The sequence below is a fragment of the Faecalicatena fissicatena genome (genome assembly GCF_016900595.1).
Classification (GTDB): domain Bacteria; phylum Bacillota; class Clostridia; order Lachnospirales; family Lachnospiraceae; genus Claveliimonas; species Claveliimonas intestinigallinarum.
The window spans coordinates 20722-39377 of the sequence record NZ_JACLYY010000001.1 but is presented as its reverse complement, the minus strand read 5'-3'; the positions used below and the strand labels follow the sequence as shown (position 1 = coordinate 39377).

Sequence of the window (18656 nt, the reverse complement as noted above, 5' to 3'; positions counted from 1 at the left end):
TGTATATCAGAGAAAGCTCCTATAGATTTTCTCCATTTCCTTTCCATATTTCTCCAGAGACCAGAGACATTTCCTGGTTTCTGCACAATATCTGCTCATTCGTTCTATCTGCCCCGGTTGCTCCAGAAGTGACTTCACAGACCTGTCCAGAGAATCGATTCCAAATGGCTCGCGGACCAGCACCCCGTTTTCCCCATCACGAATCAAATCCCTTGTGCCTCCTCTCCCGCTTGCGACAACAGGAGTCCCCAGGGAGATGGACTCCAGTACTGACAGAGGACAATTTTCATAGCAGACCGATGGAAAAACGACCAGCTTAGCCCCTGCAATTGTCTCATATAGCTTTTCGCCTGTAAGTACGCCTAGATATTGGACATTAGAGCGGGAACAGCAGCTTTCCTTCAAAGGACCGCTCCCCGCAATTTTAAACTGCAATTCAGGATGTCTGGACGCCAGCTGCAGAAATAGTTGAATTCCTTTTTCCTGTGATAGTCTTCCAAAATATAAAATATAATCTTTCTTTATGAAGTTCTCCATGTGAGATGGAACCATGATAAAATTGGGGATAACTTTTGTCTTCCCCTGATACCGTTTCTTGGTGCACAGAACAGACTCCATAAAAGAGCTCGGACAGATATACAGAGCCACCTTATCGTAAGTTGTTTTCAGGCTATAAAAGAGCCCTTCCACAGATCCGATCAAGCTTTTTAAAACTGAACCGTGGATACATCTGTAACGCACGCAATTCCACTTGCTTCCTTCAATACATTTTCTGCATATTTCTTCTTTTTCTGCATTGTACAGAAGATGACTGGGACAGACCATCTGGGAATCATGGACCGTCTGGACAACAGGAATATTTTTCTTCCAGGCAGCATCAATGACCGAGGGAGTAATTTGAAAATTTATGTTATTCAGATGCACAATATCCGGTCTGAACCGTTCCAGCAGCTCTGAAAATTTCCTGTATGCTTCAAAAGAGTATATGATTTTGACAGGATATAAGAGAGTTCTTAAACCTGTACTGTGAAAATCCATGTGAGAGGTATACAGTCCCCATTTATTTCCCACCTCATTCTTCTGATCAAGCATTCCAAAATACATGACCTCATGTCCGTGTTCTTCGAAATATTTCCCAAGTCTCAAAACATAGGACTCCGCTCCACCCCGCTGGTACAAAAATTTATTGACGAATAAAATTTTCATTTTCTGCTTACCTTGTGTTGATACTCTTTGTATTGTACATAATACTTATTTTGGGTCATATCGACTTTATTTAAGATTGCTCCCAAGATGGGACATCCTGTCTTCTCTAGCTGTTCCTTTACCTCTTGAGCGAACTTATAACTGATCTTATCTGACTCGATCACAAGCACTGCTCCGTCACATTCTTTAGCGATGACTGCACAGTCTATGACACTCCCAAGGGGCGGTGTATCAATAATCACATAATCATATTCTTTCCTCACCTGATGCACCAGTTCCTGAAACCTTTCCCCTCCCAGCAGCTCTGCCGGATTCGGTGGAACCGGTCCTGAAAAAATAATATCCAATTCCGGAAATTCCGTTGAATAGATAATCTCTTTGATTTCCGCCTGCTCTGTCAGATAGTTGGTAAGACCATCCACTTTATCTTTAACCCGAACTCTAGCCTTCAAGACAGATTTTCGCAGGTCGGCATCGATAAACAGGGTTCCTTTGCCCGCCTCCGCCATAGAAAGAGCCAGATTCAGAGAAACACTACTTTTCCCTTCATTTGGTATACTACTTGTAAATGCGATTACTTTCTTGTTTCCTCCACAAAGTTGTATATTTGTACGCAGTTTTTTATATGCCTCATCACTGAAATAATCCAGCTGTTTTAATGCTAATTTAATTTTCATTTTTTCTCCGCCTTTCAGCATTTTATTTCTTTTTTCCTATTTTTTTATTTATAGCCGGTATCATGCCCAGCGTGCTGATATTCAGATACCGTTCCACATCCTCTGTACTTTTTATCTTATCATTTACAAGGCCTTTTACGGTCACCGTCACCAGCACCAGGAAGACTGCGACGATACCGGCAAGCAGAGCGTACTTTACAGATCCGACGCCTGCTGGAGTATCTGGAATATTGGCATAGTCTACGACATTGACAGATTGAGTGCTCATAACCTTTTGAATATGCTGCGCCGATACTTCTCGCACTTCATCTGCAATTTCCGCTGCCAGATAGGGATCTTCGTCTGACACTGTAATATAGATTACCCGCGTTTCCGACGGTGCAAGGATAGTCAGTTTTTTAAGGAGATCCTCATACTCTATGTCCAACTGAAGCTTAACAATCACCTGTTCAATCACCGTCCTGCTCTGGATCAATTCCTGATAATCTCTCGTCAGAGCTGTACTAGCTTCCATATCTCCGTTTGTCACTGTGCCGCTCTCCTGTTTTGCAAGAACATACATTTTCGTCGTTGATTCATACTGCCTTGGCAGGAGCGTTACTGATAGCAGCATGGCAGCCAGGGCTGCCGCGAGACCGCTTAAAAGAATAATTGCCATATTCTTCCATATTTCTGTTAATATTTTTTTCGTATCTATTTCAAATCTTTCATTGTCCCTTTTCATACTTGTCAGCTATCTTCCTTCCATTATTTTTTGTGGATGATCAATCATGATCCTCCGCATATAATTACTACCGTACTTCTTTGTAAGATACGCAGCACAGGCTCCCAGATCAGGCTTTCTGCGTCTTAGTCCGTGTGCATCAGATCCAATCAGATCCAACAGATCGTACTTAATAAGAGACCGACAGAACTTCTTGGCAGATATGCCATTCTGTCCCAAGACACTTCCTGCATTGACAGATATCAACACTCCCAGGTCTGACAGTTCCTCCAGAAATGTAAAATCTTTCGTTACACAGTCATATCGCTCCGCATGCGCGAGAACAGGAGTCCAACCATAACTCAGCACACCGCAGAGTGTCTCTCTTAGTTCCACCTGACTTGTTCCTGCACCAAACTCAATCAGAGCATGGTCAGATCCTCCCAGGAAGAATTTTCTGTGCTCTTCCAAGGTGTCTAAAAGCCTATCATCCGCATAAAATTCACATCCAGGATAGACTGTCAGGTCAGGACCGATTCTGTGGGCCATTTCACAGATCTGCTGGATAAGGACATCCAGTTTTTCCTGCTTTGTCTCAAACATCCCCCTCCTGTAATGAGGCGTCAAAAAAATATGACGCACCCCTTGGTTGTACTCCATTGCCAACATACCCTCCGACTCTTTTTCTGTTTCTGCTCCATCATCAACTCCCGGCAGCAGATGACAGTGTATATCATACAATCCTGTCATAAATAACCTCCTATACTTGCTTATTTTTTGAAATCCGTCTACAATAAAATTACCATTTACAAACAGGAGGTACTTTTATGAATACAACAAATGAAAAATCCCGTCTCCACTATCTTGATCTTCTAAAAACAATTGCTATTTTCTGTGTTATTCTCTATCACAGTCTCACTGTGTCAGGAAATGTCAGATCAGGATCTCTAGTTTCCTATTTCAACTACTTCATCATTTCCTGTCTTTCAATATGTATGCCCGTATTTTTTGCAGTAAATGGTGGCCTCCTGTTTAATAAATCTTTTCATTTAAAAAAACATATCCGTAAAATGGCACATATGATATTTCTTGTCATCGTATGGGATATGGGAAATGTACTGGTCAAAGCGACTTTTCTGTATCATACTGCAGACCCTGCTTCTATCCTCCGGCATTTTTGGAGCTTTGACGCGGGCTGGAGCAATCAGCTCTGGTTTCTTATGGCTCTTTTTGTCCTGTATTTTTTCTTTCCCATCCTGAAGGCGACCTACGATACTAAAAAGCATACCTTTTTAATTTTTACAGCCGCATCGCTGGTAATTGTCTGCGGAAACAATATGCTGCTAATCTGTACCCGCCTAGTCGCATTTCTTTTTCATGCTCCTGTTCCTACTTCCGACATAAACTTTTTCAATCAATTTAATCCCTTCAGGGGCATATATGGCTTTTCCTTTGCCTACTTCCTTGTCGGCGCTCTGTTAGTCACTCATATCCGTCATCTTTCACAAAAGCTTTCTTTTATGCTCGCTCTTATTTTATATCTTGCTAGCATGTTGTGTCTGACTCTATACGGAGTTATGTGCTCGTATGGACAAGATACCTATTTCGATCCTGTGTGGGGCGGAATGGAGACAATTTTTGTTCTCATCGGCACGCTCTGCATTTTCAGGTGTAGTCTTGCCTATAGGTATTCTGAAAAACGAATCTGTAGATATGTCAGATTTATTTCCGATCATTCTCTTGGAATATACCTACTGCAGTCTATTCTGGCTGACTTCATGCACACAGCACTATCCCATACTCCAATTTCCGGAAACATACTTATAAATATTGGGGCAGCACTAGTCCTTCTGTGGATCTGTGCTTTACTCTCTTCTGTGGCAAGCAAAATTCCGGTTCTGTCAAAAATCTTCACCTTATAAAACCGAGACGGTGAGTCTGGCAGCCGGTGACTGATTACCATCACTGTCCACCACATAATATTCCACCTGATACTGTCCTGCTATATTCGTGTCTATCTGCCCTGTCACATTGATACGAGTCCAAAGGTCTTCTTCTGTATCTTTATCGTCGATAATTTCCTTTACATAATCAAGCGCATTAAAAACGGAGCCTACCGGAAGCTCCAATCCATTGGTGGTCAAAATAATCTGTGGAACTGTACTTGCCGTCTCCACTGTTGTCTGTTGATCCTGTATGTTCTGGTCAGAATCACTCTGGTCAATAGTATAGCTTCTCTGACATTTAGCCACGTTATTGCTACTATCCTTAGCCACATAAATGACAGTCAGCATTTCCTCTTCTGTCTCCTTATATACAGATTCTATTCTCAAAGAATCCGTCACATCTCCATCCTGCCCATCCTCTGCTGTTACTCCCTGAAGCAGCTCCTCGTCTGATACTCCCATCGAATATGATCGCACTTCCGGAATTGAAATCACCGGAGGCTCTCTATCCTGCCTGATTTTCACAACACTCAGCACTCCGCCGAGCGCAACTGACAGCAGCAATAATACGGCAATTATCTTTGTTCTCATTTTTTTATCCTCTCATATTGTCTTCTATTTTGCACCCTGTCCACAGAGCACAACAAAAATCGTCTTAAACAATATTTTTATATCAAGTTCAAGACTCCAGTTCTGTATATACTGAAGATCAAGCTTAACTACATCTTCAAAATCTGTAATATCACTTCTTCCGCTTACTTGCCATAGGCCGGTAAGGCCAGGTTTAGTAGCAAGCCTTGCCCTGTGATGATAATCATATTTTTCCCATTCATCCAAAGTGGGGGGTCTGGTCCCCACAAGACTCATATCTCCCTTTAATATATTCCAAAACTGAGGAAATTCGTCAATAGACGTTTTTCTGATAAACCAGCCAATACCATGCCCATCTCCATTCTTTCCGCTTCCGATAATCCTAGGATCCCTCTCCAATTTGAACATCTGGCCTTGCATTTTATTTTCTTTAAGAAGCTCCTTCTTTCTCTCCTCAGCATCCATATACATACTGCGGAACTTATAGATTTTAAATGTTTTTCCATTTTTCCCTACTCTTGTCTGTGAAAAAAACACAGGACCCGGAGAAGAAAAATAAATGGCTGGCGCAATAAAAATTGTAAGAACTCCAGTTACAACCAGTCCTGTAATACCTCCGGCTATATCCATCATTCGCTTCAGGAACAACTGTTTTGAAGAAGCCACGCGGATTGCTGTAGAAAGTACAATATATCCTCCCAGATTTCCCAGAAGTTGATTCTGCACTTCACTATCCATCCCGCTCCGCTCCTCCTCAACAGCCACCACCGTATGTACAGTCATTCCCATGTTGATGAGCGCATCCTTCAGAGAGCGCAGTTCATCATTGTCCTGATCAGCATTGATCAATATGCCATCAATCCATTTGGTTCTCACATAATCAAGAATTTCACTTTTTAGACATACAATTTTTGTATTGTCAACATTCTTGCCTTTTAAATCGTCCCGATCCAACAGTACAATCCCTATCACTTCAATCTCAAAAGGAAAACTCCTCTTCATTTTCCTCATAACATCCTCTGTTCTGTCAAACGTTGTAATCACAAGAAGTGTCTTTCTTTCAAAGGAAGTCTTCCGACGCCTGAGAAGATACTGTTTCCATAGAGTTCTTTCCACATAAAGAAGAATAATAGAGACTACGGTAAAAAGCAGAAAATTTATACGTGAAAAATCCGCTCCGGTCTGGCTGAAAAAAAGATACAGGACCATCATCATACAAACAATGCATATGTGCTTGACCACCGCTTTAAATTCCTGAAGATATCCCCGCCTCATAATACCGCTGTATCCTTCTGCAAAAAAAACCGTACACAGATCAATCAGGCAAATCACAATCGCCATATTTAAATACAGCTGTATTTTATATGGATTCTGCAATCCATTTCTGGCTATATAAGAAATCACATACGCCGCTTGCAAAAAGAACAGATCCAGACACATAAAATCCCAGTGCTTCAGCCAGCCTTCCGAGGGCTTACGATACATACATTCACTCACATTCCTTTCCACAACAACTATATTTTGTGTCATATACTCAGCATCCACTGTTTATGTGCAACCATATAGTAGCATAAATGTAAAAAAAAAGCAATTATTTGGTAGCATCACAATGAGGTGACAAACTATATGTATTTTCAACGTTTGGAAAATTTGAGAATAGATAAAGATTTGACGCAGGCATATGTCGCCTCTTTTCTAGGATGTCAAAGAGAAGTATATCGCAGATATGAAAAGGGCACCCGACAGATTCCTGTTGATTTCCTCATTCATTTATCCGAACTATATAATGTCAGTATAGATTACTTAGTTGGTATCACAGATGAAAGAAAGCCATATCCAAGGAAAAAATAATCTTTTTTCTTAGATATGGCTCTCTTTTATTCAAATATATATTATCTTACATCATCAAATTCTAATACAGCTTTGCCCCGATCTCCCTGGGCTCGTATCCAACCTCCCGCAGAGCCTGCATGATCTGGTGCTTGTGCTCCGTGCCGAAGGCCTCCAGCGTGATACGCAGCTCCACAGCCGCGTTTCGGTTGGTGCTGACAAACTGATTGTGCTCCAGCCGGATGACATTGCCCTGGGCGTCAGCGATGGCTGTGGCCACACGGACAAGCTCGCCCGGCTTGTCCGGAAGGAGAACAGAGATGGAGAAGATGCGGTCTCTCTGGATCAGCCCGTGCTGCACAACAGAGGACATGGTGATCACATCCATGTTGCCGCCGCTTAAGATGCAGACTACCTTTTTATTCTTCACATCAAGCTGCTTCAGGGCGGCCACAGAGAGGAGTCCGGAGTTCTCCACCACCATCTTGTGGTTCTCCACCATGTCCAGGAATGCGCCTACCAGGTCGTCGTCCTCCACAGTGATGATGTCGTCCACATTCTCCTGCACATAGGGGAACACCTTCTCGCCCACCCGCTTCACGGCCGTGCCGTCGGCAATGGTGTTGGCGCTTGGCAGGGTGACGGGCTCGCCTGCCTCCAGAGCTGCCTTCATGCTTGCCGCGGCCGCGGGCTCCACACCGATTACCTTGATCTTGGGGTTCAGCATCTTTGCCAGAGTGGCCACGCCTGTGATCAGGCCGCCGCCCCCAATGGGAGCAAGGATATAGTCCACTGTGGGAAGCTCCTGGACAATCTCCATGGCGATGGTTCCCTGCCCTGTCGCCACATCCAGGTCGTCAAAGGGGTGGACAAAGGTCATGCCCTGCTCCTCGGCCAGCTTCAGCGCATAGGCGCAGGCATCGTCGTACACATCTCCGTGCAGGATCACATTGGCGCCGTAGCTCTTTGTGCGGTTCACCTTGATGAGCGGGGTCACTGTGGGCATGACGATAGTGGCCTTGCAGCCGAACTTCTGGGCCGCAAAGGCAACGCCCTGGGCGTGGTTGCCGGCAGAAGCCGTGATGAGTCCCTTCTCCCGCTCCTCCTCTGTCATGGTGCTGATCTTATAGTAGGCTCCTCTTACCTTGTAGGCTCCTGTGTACTGCATGTTCTCCGGTTTCAGATATACCTTGCACCCTGTCTGGGAGCTGAAGTACTCACTGTAAACAAGATCCGTGGGAAGGGTCACCTTCTTTACCAGTTCGCTTGCCTGTTCAAAATTTTCCAGTGTCAGTTTGTCCATCCTAATCTCCTGCCTTTCTCTTTTATTGTCTATTGTATATCGATTATATGATCACAGCAAGGTCGCCGCCTACTGCTCTTCCTCCCTGTCCGGGGAAACCGCGAAGAGCGCGTCCACAAATGTATCCGCGTCAAACTTCTGCAGATCGTCAATGGTCTCACCCACGCCGATATATTTCACCGGGATGCCAAGCTCAGCCTGTATGGCTACCGCGATACCGCCCTTGGCCGTCCCGTCCATCTTTGTCAGGATGATGCCTGTAATGTCGGCCACATCCTTGAATTCCTTCGCCTGCTGGAGGGCGTTCTGCCCGGTGGTGGCGTCCAGCACCACCAGCGTCTCCCGGAAGGCCTCCGGGTACTCCCGGTCGATGATCCTGTTCATCTTCCGCAGCTCCTCCATCAGGTTCTTCTTGTTGTGCAGTCTGCCGGCTGTATCGCACAGCAGCACATCCGCGTGACGCGCCTTGGCCGCCTGCACCGCGTCGTAGACGACAGCCGCCGGGTCAGAGCCCTCCTGGCCGCCGATGAGCTCTGCCTGGGCCCTGTTTGCCCACTCCCTGAGCTGCTCTCCCGCAGCGGCCCGGAAGGTGTCTGCCGCCGCCAGGATGACCTTTTTGTTCTGAGCCCGCAGCTTGCCCGCCAGCTTGCCGATGGTGGTGGTCTTGCCGACGCCGTTGACCCCCACTACCATGACCACAGAGGTCCGCTCCTCAAATTCATAGGCCGTCTCGCCCACATCCATCTGCTCCTTGATGCTGTCGATGAGGATCTGCCTGCAGTTAGAGGGCTCCTTGATATGCTGCTCCTTCACCTTGGCCCGCAGATCGTCCAGTATGTCCTCTGTGGCCGCAACTCCCAGGTCCCCCATGATGAGAACCTCCTCGAGCTCCTCGTAGAAATCCTCGTCAATATGGGAAAATCCGTGAAAAATGCTGTCCATTCCGGACACGATATTGTCCCTCGTCTTTGTGAGTCCGGAGACGAGTCTTCTGAAAAATCCTTTTTCCTCTGCCATATTCCTGCTCCTTTTTCTTTTTGATGCCGCCTCTCCTTTATTGCTGATGCTGCTTCTCCATCTCATTCAGTTCATTTTCCAGAAGGCTGACAGAAACCATGGTGGAGACTCCCTTCTCCTGCATGGTGATACCGTACAGCCTGTCCGCCGCTGTCATAGTCCCTCTCCTGTGGGTGATGACGATGAACTGGGTGTTCTTCGTCAGCTTGTGGAGATACTGGGCGAACCGGGTCACGTTGGAGTCGTCCAGGGCCGCCTCGATCTCATCCAGCAGACAGAAGGGGGAGGGCTTCAGGTTCTGGATGGCAAACAGAAGGGAAATGGCAGTCAGCGCCTTCTCGCCTCCCGAGAGCTGCATCATATTCTGCAGCTTCTTGCCTGGCGGCTGCGCGATGATACGGATGCCCGCCTCCAGGATGTCCTCGTCCTCCATCAGCTCCAGCGTTCCCTTGCCGCCGCCGAAGAGCTCCCTGAACACCTTGTCAAACTCCTGGGCGATACGTGCGAACTGCTCTGTGAACTGCCTGCGCATGGCCTCGTCCAGCTCCGCGATGATCTTCTCCAGAGTGGCCTCCGCCTCCACCAGGTCCTCGTGCTGCCCTTTCAGGAACTCGTACCTCTCGGACACGTCCTTGTAGTCCTCAATGGCATTCACATTGACAGAGCCAAGGCCCTTGATGTCGCTCTTCAGAGTCTGGATCTGCCTGCGCATGTAGGCCAGGTCCGTGAGGTTTTTGTCCCGCAGCTCCATGGCGTGGCTGTAGGTGATCTCATACTCCTCCCACATGTAGTTGATCTGTTTTTCCGAGGCCTCCTCAAAGCCCTCTTTCCGGCTCTCCAGGCGGAAGATCTCCTTGTCCAGGTCCGCCATGTGCCTGGAGAGTTCTTCCCGCTTCCCGAGGAAGGACTTGTGCTTCTGGCTCAGCTCCTCACGCTGCTTCACGCTCTCCTGGATCTGCTCCTCGATCTCCTGGAACAGCTCCTTTGAGTCCTCAATGGTCTGCCGTATCTTTCGGATCTGCTCCTCCTTGTCCTGGATCTCCCGGGAGGCGTCCTCCTTGTTCTCGCCCAGCTCTCTTTGCTCCTCCTCGAACTTGGCGATCTCCTCCTGGATACGCTCCTCATTTTCCAGGATAAAGGTGTGCTTCTGCTCCAGACCCGCAAAGGCCAGCTGCGCCTCCTCGGAGGCCTTCTGGCAGCGGATCTCCTCTTCCTTTTCCTGCTCCAGAAGCCGCTGATCCTCCTCCGTCTTCCGGGTGATATCCTGCTCCAGAGCTGTGGAGGTATCCAGCTCCACCGTGATGGACTCCTGGTTGTTGCTGATGTCCGTGATCTGCTGATCCAGCTCCTGGCTTTCTCTCTGGATGGCCCGGGAAGTCTCCAGGGCAGCCTGTATCCTCTCCTGGGACTGATCCAGGTTCATCTTGGCTGTGTTCTGGATGACGTAGGCCTTCTGGAGCTTCTGCTGGATCTCATCTATCGTCTCATAGCAGGCAGCCCTCTCCTTCCGGATGCTGTCCGCAGAGGCCTCCATCTCCTCCATCTCCTTTTTCAGACGGCGGACGGTCTTTTCAAATTCCTCGATCTCTCTTCTTCGGCTCAGAAGATTGCTGGAATTCTTAAAGGCTCCTCCTGTCATGGAGCCCCCGGGGTTCAAAAGCTCTCCCTCCAGAGTCACCAGGCGGAGGGTCTGCCTGTATTTCCGGGCAATGGCGATGCCGTGGTCGATATTGTCCACCACGACCGTCCTGCCGAGCAGGTTCTCCGCCAGGCCCCGGTACTGCTCTTCCACCTTTACGAGGGTGTTGGCAAGGCCCACAACCCCCTTTTCCCTCAGCGCCTCCGGCCGGGATATGCCCCTGCCTCCCCCGATGCCTGTAAGCGGGAGAAAGGTAGCCCTCCCATACCGGTTCTTCTTCAGGAAATCGATCATCCTCTTGGCCGTCTCCTCCGTGTCTGTGACAATGTTCTGGATGCTGCCTCCAAGGGCGGTCTCAATGGCAATCTCATACTCCTTGTCCACCTTGATGATGTCCGCCACCACGCCCAGGATGCCTTTTTCCTTTTCTCTTTGCTCCATAACCCTGCGGATGCTGCCGCCGTAGCCGTCATACCGCTCGGTGATATTTTTCAGGGACTCCAGGCGGGACTCCTCCCTGTGGTAGGCGGTCTGCCCCACCCGCAGCTTCTCCGTCTGTCCGGAGAGCTCCCTTTGCAGTCTCTCTATCTTCTGCTCACAGGCCTTGTTCTCATCGGAAAGGCCTCGGATCTTCTCCGAGATCTCCTCCAGCTTCTCCCTGTGCTCCTGCGCGTTCCTCTGCTCTTCCTCAGCCTCACTTCTGGCCCTGATGAGCCGCTGGTTCATCTGGGATTTGCGCACCTGGATCTGCTCCATCATGGTATCGTAGCGCTGGATCTTGGCCTGGGTGGAGGCTCTGCTGTTGAGGATCTCTATGATGTCATTCTTGCTCTTCTCCACCTGGTCCGTCAGTCCGGCGATGCGGCTCTGCACCTCGATGAGACGCTCCCTGGCCCTTTCTCTGGCCGCGGATTTTTCCCGCAGCTCCCCGGCAATCTCCTCCTTCTCCTTCTGGAACTGAAGGAGCTGATCCTTTCTCTCCTGGATCTCATGCTGAATGGTCTGGTATCGCTGTCCGAAATGCTCGTCCGTCATTCGGGCGCTGTTGATCTGCTCCTTTAAGAGCTCAATCTGGTTCTCCAGCTGCTGCTTCAGGAGATTGGTCTCATTTAACTGGCCCTTGGCCTTCTCGATGGAGTCGTCGATCTCGTCCACCTGGGCCTCGATGGCCTCGTACTCCTCCTTCATGGCGCTGTAGGAAGCGTCCGCCTCCTGAAGCTCTTCCCGGGAAACAGACAGCTTTTTTTCAGTCTCGCTGATCTGCTCCTTCAGGCGCTCTGTCTCCAGAAGAAACATGTTGATGTCAAATGTCTTCAGCTGCTCCTTCTTCTGCAGGTACTCCCTTGCCACCTCGGCCTGCCTTTTTAAGGGGCCGATCTGCCTCTCCAGCTCGGCGAGGATATCGTTTACCCTGAGAAGGTTCTGCCTCTCATCCTCCAGCTTCTTGACGGACATATTCTTTCTGCGCTTGAACTTCACAATGCCCGCCGCCTCATCGAAGAGCTCTCTTCTGTCCTCCGGCTTGCCGCTTAGGATCTTGTCGATCTGGCCCTGCCCGATGATGGAGTAGCCCTCCTTGCCGATGCCGGTGTCGTAGAACAGCTCATTGATGTCCTTCAGACGGCAGGGACTGCCGTTCAGGAGATACTCGCTCTCCCCGGATCGATACAGCTTTCTTGTGACCGTGACCTCCTCGTAGTCCACAGGGAGCTGATGATCCGAATTGTCCAGGGTAATGGCCACGGAGGCGTAGCTTAAAGGCCTGCGGTTCTCCGTCCCGGAGAAGATGACATCCTGCATGCTGCCGCCGCGCAGCTGCTTGACGCGCTGCTCGCCAAGAACCCAGCGCACAGCGTCCGCCACATTGCTCTTCCCGCTTCCGTTGGGGCCCACGATCCCGGTAATCCCGTTATGAAAATCGAATACGATCTTGTTTGCAAACGATTTAAAGCCCTGTATCTCGATACTTTTTAAATACATGTAACACCTACTTTATATTCCTTTTGTGCAGGAGCAGGATAGTCCTGTAGGCCGCCTCCTGCTCGGCCGCCTTCTTGGTCCTCCCGCTTCCGGTGCCGTAGACCTCCTCCCCGATGTGGACCTCCACATGGAAGGTCTTATCGTGGTCCGGCCCCTCCTCCCCGGTGAGCTCATAGGCCACCGGCTGCTCAAAGGCGGCCTGCACCAGCTCCTGCAGGATAGTCTTGCTATCATAAAAGAGCTTCTTGTGCTCCAGGTCGTTCAGAACAAACCTGTGTATAAACTCTTTTGCGCTAGCAAAACCACCGTCTGAATAGATGGCTCCGATCAGCGCCTCCATGGCGTCCGATGTGACAGAGTCCCTCTTTCTTCCGCCTGTCATGTCCTCCCCTTTTCCAAGGAGAAGATACTCGCCCAGATGGATCTGGCGCGCGCAGAAGGCAAGCGCCTGCTCGCAGACCATAGCCGCCCTTGTCTTCGTCAGCTCTCCCTCAGGCATCCTTTCATTTTCGTGAAACAAAAATTCGCTGGACACCAGCTCCAGGACCGCGTCCCCCAGGAATTCCAGTCTCTCATTGCACTCGTACTTGGGCAGATGCTTCTCATTCACATAGGAGCTGTGCATCATAGCCCGCCGGAGGAGCTTGGGATCCTGGAACGTGTACCCGATCTGCTCTTCCAGCTCTTTTAATTTCCGACTCATATAAACCCTCATAAAAGAAAAAGCCCGCATCCGGGCTTTTTCTCCTTTCTGCCTAGTTTGTTGCGTTTTTGATCTGCTCTACAGCGTCTCCCACTGTCACGATCTTCTCTGCGTCATCATTGTCGATCTCAATGTCAAATGCTTCCTCAATCCCCATGATGATCTGGAAAATATCCAGGGAGTCCGCTCCCAGGTCATCCACAAACTTTGTCTCCATTGTGATCTCATCTGCGTTCACATTAAGTACATCAGCGATAATTTCCTGTAATTTTTCAAATTCCATTTTCTTCATCTCCTTTATATTGCTTTATATCTATTCATCGGACGAGTCATCCGCCTGAATACACTCCTGGATCTTCTCATTGATCCTCTGCTCCCGGAAGGTCAGGCACTGGAGGATGGAGTTGGATACCTCTCTCGCCTTTGAGCTTCCGTGGGTCTTCACCACGAGCCCCTTCAGCCCAAGCAGCGGCGCTCCGCCGTACTCGCTCGTGTCAAAGCCCTTCAGCGTCTCCTTGAGGGCCGGCTTCACCAGAAGGGCGCCGATCTTGCTGCGGAGGCTGCTCATCATGCCCTCCTTCACCTTGCTGATCAGCACAGCTCCCACACCCTCGAACAGCTTCAGGATAATGTTCCCGGCAAAGGCCTCGCAGACGATGACGTCCGCCTGGCCGTGGGGAATTTCCCTTGCCTCTATGCTTCCGGTAAAGTTGATGCCCTTTGCCGCCTTCAGGAGGGGGAAGGTCTCCTTCACCAGGGCGTTGCCCTTCTCCTCCTCAGCTCCGATATTGACGATGGCAACCTTTGGGTTCTTCACTCCCATCACATGCTCCATATAGATAGAGCCCATCTTGGCGAACTGAACCAGATGGGAAGGGCGGGCATCCACGTTGGCGCCGCAGTCGATCAGAAGGGAGACTCCCTTCTCCGTGGGGATGAGGGGCGCAAGGGGCGGCCGCTCCACTCCCTTGATCCTTCCCACTATGGTCTGTCCTCCCACCAGCACAGCTCCTGAGCTGCCGGCCGACACGAAGGCGTCGGCATCGCCGGATCTGACCATCTTCATGCCCACCACAATGGATGAGTCCTTCTTTTTCCGGATAGCGTTGACCGGGGGCTCCGCCGTCTCGATAACCTCTGTGGCATTCACAATCTCTATTCTGTCGCTGTCAAACGTATATTTTTCCAGCTCTTTCCTGACAACCTCTTCCTGTCCTACAAGATACACCTTGATGCTCTTCTCCCTGGAGAGGGCATCAACCGCGCCCTTGACCATCTCCACCGGGGCGTTGTCACCGCCCATGGCGTCAAGGGCAATTTTTGTAAGTTCTGCCATTTTTCTTTCCTCCATAACTACTAGAAATATTCTACTAGACATTATCCCAAAAATCAATAATTTGTTTACGGGATGTTAGCGGAAAGGGGAAAAGACCTACAGAGGCCGTTCCACCCGGATCTTCACCAGGCTCCCGGCGGCCCGCGACAGCTCCTCCTTGTAGGCCATCTTTCTGTACCGCTTCACGTGGGTGTCCGTCGTCCCCAGCTGGGCCGCCACCTGCCCGGGGCTGGCCTCGTAGGAAAACAGATTGTAGGCGCAGGCGCTGCGCAGCATCTGGCTGCTGTAGGACGGTATGCCCGCAAGGGCAGTGTACTTTTTCATAAGTCTGGAAATATACATGGTGTTCAGCCGGCCGCCCCTCCTGTTATAGAAGAGGAAGGGCCGCTCTTCCCTCTGCCCCAAGTAGCTCTCCAGCACGGCCAGGGCGTCGTCGGGGACATACACACCGCTGCGCCTCCCCTCCGGCTCCACAAAGGCCCCGTTCTCGTAAATCCCTATATCCCCCGGGGAGAGGCCGCATATCTCTGTGGAGGAGAGCCCCACTCGGTACATGAGCACAAAAATGGTGTAGGCCATCCGGTCTTCTTCCGCGGCTTTAAAAAGCCTGTCCACATCCTCCACCGGGATGACCCGGGCGTATTTCTCCTGCCTGGCCAGGCGCGGCAGGTAGGGATAGAAATAGTCCTGAAAGGTCTCCGGCAGGCCGTACCGCTCCCTCTCCCGGCTGAGAAAATCCGCAATGGAGTGGAGCTCCCGGAACTTCTTCGCCGGTGTCCCGGGCTGCAGCTCTCCCCTCCTCGTCTTCTCCGCCATGATGTCGTAGTATCTCTGTACATCCGCCGCACCGGCCTCCGTGATGTCCTTTCCGGCAATCCTGGAAAACTCGCACAGGTCGCTCCAGTAGGAAGCCCGGCTTGTGGCGCTCTTAAAGTGGGCCGCAAAATCGGGCCAGAGAATTGTCCTGGTCCTTTCAGATACACATGCGCTGTCCATATCCTGTCCTCCCGCCTTGTCTGTATTTTCCGCGAAGCGGAACCACTCAAATTGTTATCTGTATACTTCATACTATAACATTTTGGTTATAAAAGAGATTGCGCACCAGGCGCAATCCTATTTCGGTTTCAACCGTTTTCACTTTGCAAATCGATCCTTCAGGCTCCCTAGCAGACAAATCCGGCAAAGCTCAGGTCACAGCCTCCTCCTATGCGCCGGCAGATGTTGACTGCCCGGTTCATAACTTCAGGGAACAGACCGTTCTTTGTCTCAACCTTCAGCAATGACAGGTCCTCTGAAAAGCCTACGCTTTTTACATTCTCAAGCTCCTGCAGCTCTTTCAGGATTTCCTGCGCCATCTCGTCCGAGATCTTTTTTGTTAACCGATAATATCTTCCCATGATGGAACCCTCTTTCTTTCTTGCTTTTGCTGTTGGTTAGAATTTTCACGTATTCTGATTTTATTATACACTACTTTCGTGGAATTTCAAACAATTTAGCAGTTTAACTCGCAAAAAAGAAAGAGGTTTTTCACTTAGTCCAGATAATTTCCAACCGGGCTGGAATTGTACTGCTTGATGATCTTCACCATAAGCATGAAGTGAAGTGTCTGACAGATGCAGGCGGCTTTTACTCGTTTCACTTGTCCTACCTCTCTTTCTGAAAATGACGAGTGGCCCTCAGGCGCAACTGGAATTACGCCTGAAAGCCACTCGTTGTACTTATATTATAATGAAATTTTCCCGAATTTTCAAAAGGGGATTTTTAAAAATTTTCCTGCAACGAGGCTACGCCTCCTCCTTCAGCGGCCTCTTCAGAAGCACGATGCCGATCATGGTGACGACGGCTCCGGCCACCAGAGCCACCAGGAACATGGGCGCGTTCTCGATGATACCGATGACAAAGAGTCCGCCGTGGGGCGCCCTTGATCCGCAGCCAAAGGCCATGGACAGAGCTCCCGCCACCGCTGAGCCCACCACGCAGGGAGGGATGATCCTTAAAGGATCTGATGCGGCGAAGGGGATAGCCCCCTCTGTGATAAAGGACAGTCCCATGATGTAATTGGTGACGGTTGTCTGCCGCTCACTCTTTGTAAACCGGTTCTTGAAAAAGGTGGTTGCCAGGGCGATGCCGATAGGCGGGGTCATGCCGCCGATCATGACAGCCGCCATGATGTCAAACTGTCCTGACGCGATGGAGGCTGTCCCGAACACGTAGGCCGCCTTGTTGAAGGGGCCGCCAAAGTCGATGGACATCATGCCGCCCAGCACAATCCCCAGCAGGATCTTGCTGGACTCTCCCATCCCCGCCAGGCTGTTGTTGAGCCAGGTGTTGAAGGCTCCAAGAGGCGGGTTGATGAGGAAGATCATGATGGCGCTGATGCCGAGAAGCCCCAGGAACGGATAGAGAAGGACCGGCTTCGTCCCCTCCAGGGGTTTGGGCAGCTTCTCCAGCAGCTTTTTGATCAGGACCATCAGGTAGCCGGCGATGAAGCCGCCTGCCAGGGCCCCGAAAAATCCGGAGGCGATCCACTGGTCTTCCGGAAGGAAGACAGAGGTTCCGGCCTTTGCAAGAAGACCTGCCACGATACCCGGCATCAGAGCCGGCCTGTCTCCCACCGCCATGGCGATAAACCCGGCCAGGATGGGGAACATCATGCTGAAGGAGGTGTTGCCCGCCAGGTTCAGAAAATGGGCCAGCGGGGTGCCGTTTCCGAAGTCCGCCGTACCGGCGTTCGCCCCGTCCACCAGGTAGGAGAGGGCAATGAGGATGCCTCCGCCGATGACAAAGGGCAGCATGTGGGAAACGCCGTTCATCAGGCTTTTATAAATTTTTCTTCCCAGGCTCTCGCCCTCTACAGAGGAGGTCTCCTCCTCTCCTCCCTTGCTGTGGTACACGGGGACGGATCCGCTGAGTGCCCTGGTGATCAGCTCCTCCGGCTTATTGATGCCGTCCGCCACCTTGGTCACAAGGACCGGCTTCCCGTCAAAGCGGGCCATCCGCACCTCCTTGTCCGCAGCCACGATGATGCACTGGCAGGCAGCGATCTCCTCCGCTGTCAGCACATTCTTGTCACCGCCGGAGCCGTTGGTCTCCACCTTGATGGTGCAGCCCATCTCCTTCGCCTTCTTCTCCAGGCTCTCCGCCGCCATGTAGGTGTGGGCGATGCCTGTGGGACAGGCGGTGACGGCCAGGATCTGGAAGCCGGTGGTCCTTGCCGTCTCCTCCTCTTCCTTCGCCTTTCTCTCCTCCTCGGCAAACTTTTCCTTCTCCGCCTGGTCCACATAGCCCAGGAATTCCTCCGGCGTCTCCGCCTTTAAAAGATTTTCTCGGAAGCTGTCGTCCATGAGGAGGGTAGACAGCCTGCTGAGCACGTCCAGATGCACGTTGTCCTTTGTGTTGGGGGCGGCTATGAGAAAGATCAGGTGTACCGGCTCATCGTCCAGCGCCTCATAGTCCACGCCCTGCGGTACTACCATGGCGGCCAGGCCGGGGGCTTTCACCGCGTCCGATTTCGCGTGGGGAATGGCAATCCCCTCGCCGATGCCTGTGGTGCCCTCCTCCTCTCTGGCAAAAACGCCCTTCCGGTAGATCTCCACGTCCTGGATATTTCCACCCTTTACCATGAGGGACACCATCTGGTTGATGGCCTCCTCCTTTGTCTGCACGTTTCCGTTCAGCTCTATGCTCTCTTTTTTCAGTAAATCTGTAATCTTCATCTTTTCCAC

The 18656-nt window shown here is 50.5% G+C and carries 17 protein-coding genes; 2 read left to right on the top strand and 15 right to left on the bottom strand.

From position 1 onward, the window contains the following. Positions 1-6: 6 nt before the first annotated feature. The 4 genes from H7U36_RS00195 to H7U36_RS00180 are packed head-to-tail and all read right to left on the bottom strand — an operon-like array spanning position 7 to position 3336. Positions 7-1206, bottom strand: coding sequence for a glycosyltransferase family 4 protein (locus H7U36_RS00195; RefSeq protein WP_138303058.1), 1200 nt, complete (start codon positions 1204-1206; stop codon positions 7-9). Continuing rightward, a complete protein-coding gene (locus tag H7U36_RS00190) occupies positions 1203-1904 on the bottom strand; it encodes a CpsD/CapB family tyrosine-protein kinase (protein ID WP_243426663.1) in 702 nt (233 codons plus the stop codon). The genes H7U36_RS00195 and H7U36_RS00190 overlap by 4 nt, the downstream gene beginning before the upstream one ends. A 1-nt stretch (position 1905) precedes the next feature. After that, positions 1906-2607: a YveK family protein gene (locus tag H7U36_RS00185; protein WP_033124823.1), complete on the bottom strand. Its 702-nt coding sequence runs from the start codon at positions 2605-2607 to the stop codon at positions 1906-1908. A gap of 9 nt (positions 2608-2616) precedes the next feature. After that, on the bottom strand, positions 2617-3336 hold the full coding sequence (locus H7U36_RS00180; RefSeq protein WP_033124822.1) for a CpsB/CapC family capsule biosynthesis tyrosine phosphatase: 720 nt from the start codon (positions 3334-3336) through the stop codon (positions 2617-2619). 77 nt (positions 3337-3413) lie between these two features. On the opposite strand from H7U36_RS00180, the gene H7U36_RS00175 reads away from it, so the two are divergent. Beyond that, positions 3414-4508 carry an acyltransferase gene (locus tag H7U36_RS00175; RefSeq protein ID WP_033124821.1) on the top strand — a complete coding sequence of 365 codons (1095 nt, stop codon included), beginning with the start codon at positions 3414-3416 and terminating at the stop codon, positions 4506-4508. Here H7U36_RS00175 and H7U36_RS00170 read toward each other — a convergent pair. Together H7U36_RS00170 and H7U36_RS00165 are read right to left on the bottom strand one after the other, a co-directional pair. Beyond that, complete coding sequence (locus tag H7U36_RS00170) at positions 4503-5123, bottom strand: immunoglobulin-like domain-containing protein (protein WP_033124820.1); 621 nt, start codon at positions 5121-5123, stop codon at positions 4503-4505. The genes H7U36_RS00175 and H7U36_RS00170 overlap by 6 nt on opposite strands. A gap of 24 nt (positions 5124-5147) precedes the next feature. Further along, positions 5148-6563 (bottom strand): sugar transferase, encoded by a 1416-nt coding sequence (locus H7U36_RS00165; protein WP_330636998.1) that lies wholly within the window; start codon positions 6561-6563, stop codon positions 5148-5150. Positions 6564-6749: 186 nt separating this feature from the next. Between H7U36_RS00165 and H7U36_RS00160 the strand changes: the two genes are divergently transcribed. After that, a complete protein-coding gene (locus H7U36_RS00160; protein ID WP_081957938.1) occupies positions 6750-6974 on the top strand; it encodes a helix-turn-helix domain-containing protein in 225 nt (74 codons plus the stop codon). A 61-nt stretch (positions 6975-7035) separates the two neighbouring features. Here the strand turns inward: H7U36_RS00160 and ilvA are convergent, their stop codons facing one another. The 9 genes from ilvA to H7U36_RS00115 form a co-directional block, all read right to left on the bottom strand. After that, positions 7036-8256 carry a threonine ammonia-lyase gene (gene ilvA, locus H7U36_RS00155; RefSeq protein ID WP_033124622.1) on the bottom strand — a complete coding sequence of 407 codons (1221 nt, stop codon included), beginning with the start codon at positions 8254-8256 and terminating at the stop codon, positions 7036-7038. 69 nt (positions 8257-8325) lie between these two features. Further along, positions 8326-9273 (bottom strand): signal recognition particle-docking protein FtsY, encoded by a 948-nt coding sequence (gene ftsY / locus H7U36_RS00150; RefSeq protein ID WP_138303062.1) that lies wholly within the window; start codon positions 9271-9273, stop codon positions 8326-8328. 37 nt (positions 9274-9310) lie between these two features. Further along, positions 9311-12892 carry a chromosome segregation protein SMC gene (gene smc / locus H7U36_RS00145; RefSeq protein ID WP_138303063.1) on the bottom strand — a complete coding sequence of 1194 codons (3582 nt, stop codon included), beginning with the start codon at positions 12890-12892 and terminating at the stop codon, positions 9311-9313. Between the two features lie 7 nt (positions 12893-12899). Further along, a complete protein-coding gene (gene rnc, locus H7U36_RS00140) occupies positions 12900-13595 on the bottom strand; it encodes a ribonuclease III (RefSeq protein ID WP_138303064.1) in 696 nt (231 codons plus the stop codon). A 52-nt stretch (positions 13596-13647) separates the two neighbouring features. Next, positions 13648-13878 carry an acyl carrier protein gene (acpP, locus tag H7U36_RS00135; protein ID WP_033124620.1) on the bottom strand — a complete coding sequence of 77 codons (231 nt, stop codon included), beginning with the start codon at positions 13876-13878 and terminating at the stop codon, positions 13648-13650. Positions 13879-13908: 30 nt separating this feature from the next. Beyond that, positions 13909-14931 (bottom strand): phosphate acyltransferase PlsX, encoded by a 1023-nt coding sequence (gene plsX / locus H7U36_RS00130; RefSeq protein ID WP_138303065.1) that lies wholly within the window; start codon positions 14929-14931, stop codon positions 13909-13911. 96 nt (positions 14932-15027) lie between these two features. Next, positions 15028-15927, bottom strand: a complete 900-nt coding sequence (locus H7U36_RS00125; RefSeq protein ID WP_138303066.1) for a tyrosine-type recombinase/integrase — start codon at positions 15925-15927, stop codon at positions 15028-15030. A 167-nt stretch (positions 15928-16094) separates the two neighbouring features. Next, positions 16095-16328 (bottom strand): hypothetical protein, encoded by a 234-nt coding sequence (locus tag H7U36_RS00120; protein ID WP_033124617.1) that lies wholly within the window; start codon positions 16326-16328, stop codon positions 16095-16097. Positions 16329-16715: 387 nt separating this feature from the next. After that, a complete protein-coding gene (locus tag H7U36_RS00115; RefSeq protein WP_033124616.1) occupies positions 16716-18647 on the bottom strand; it encodes a PTS fructose transporter subunit IIABC in 1932 nt (643 codons plus the stop codon). Positions 18648-18656: the final 9 nt, after the last annotated feature.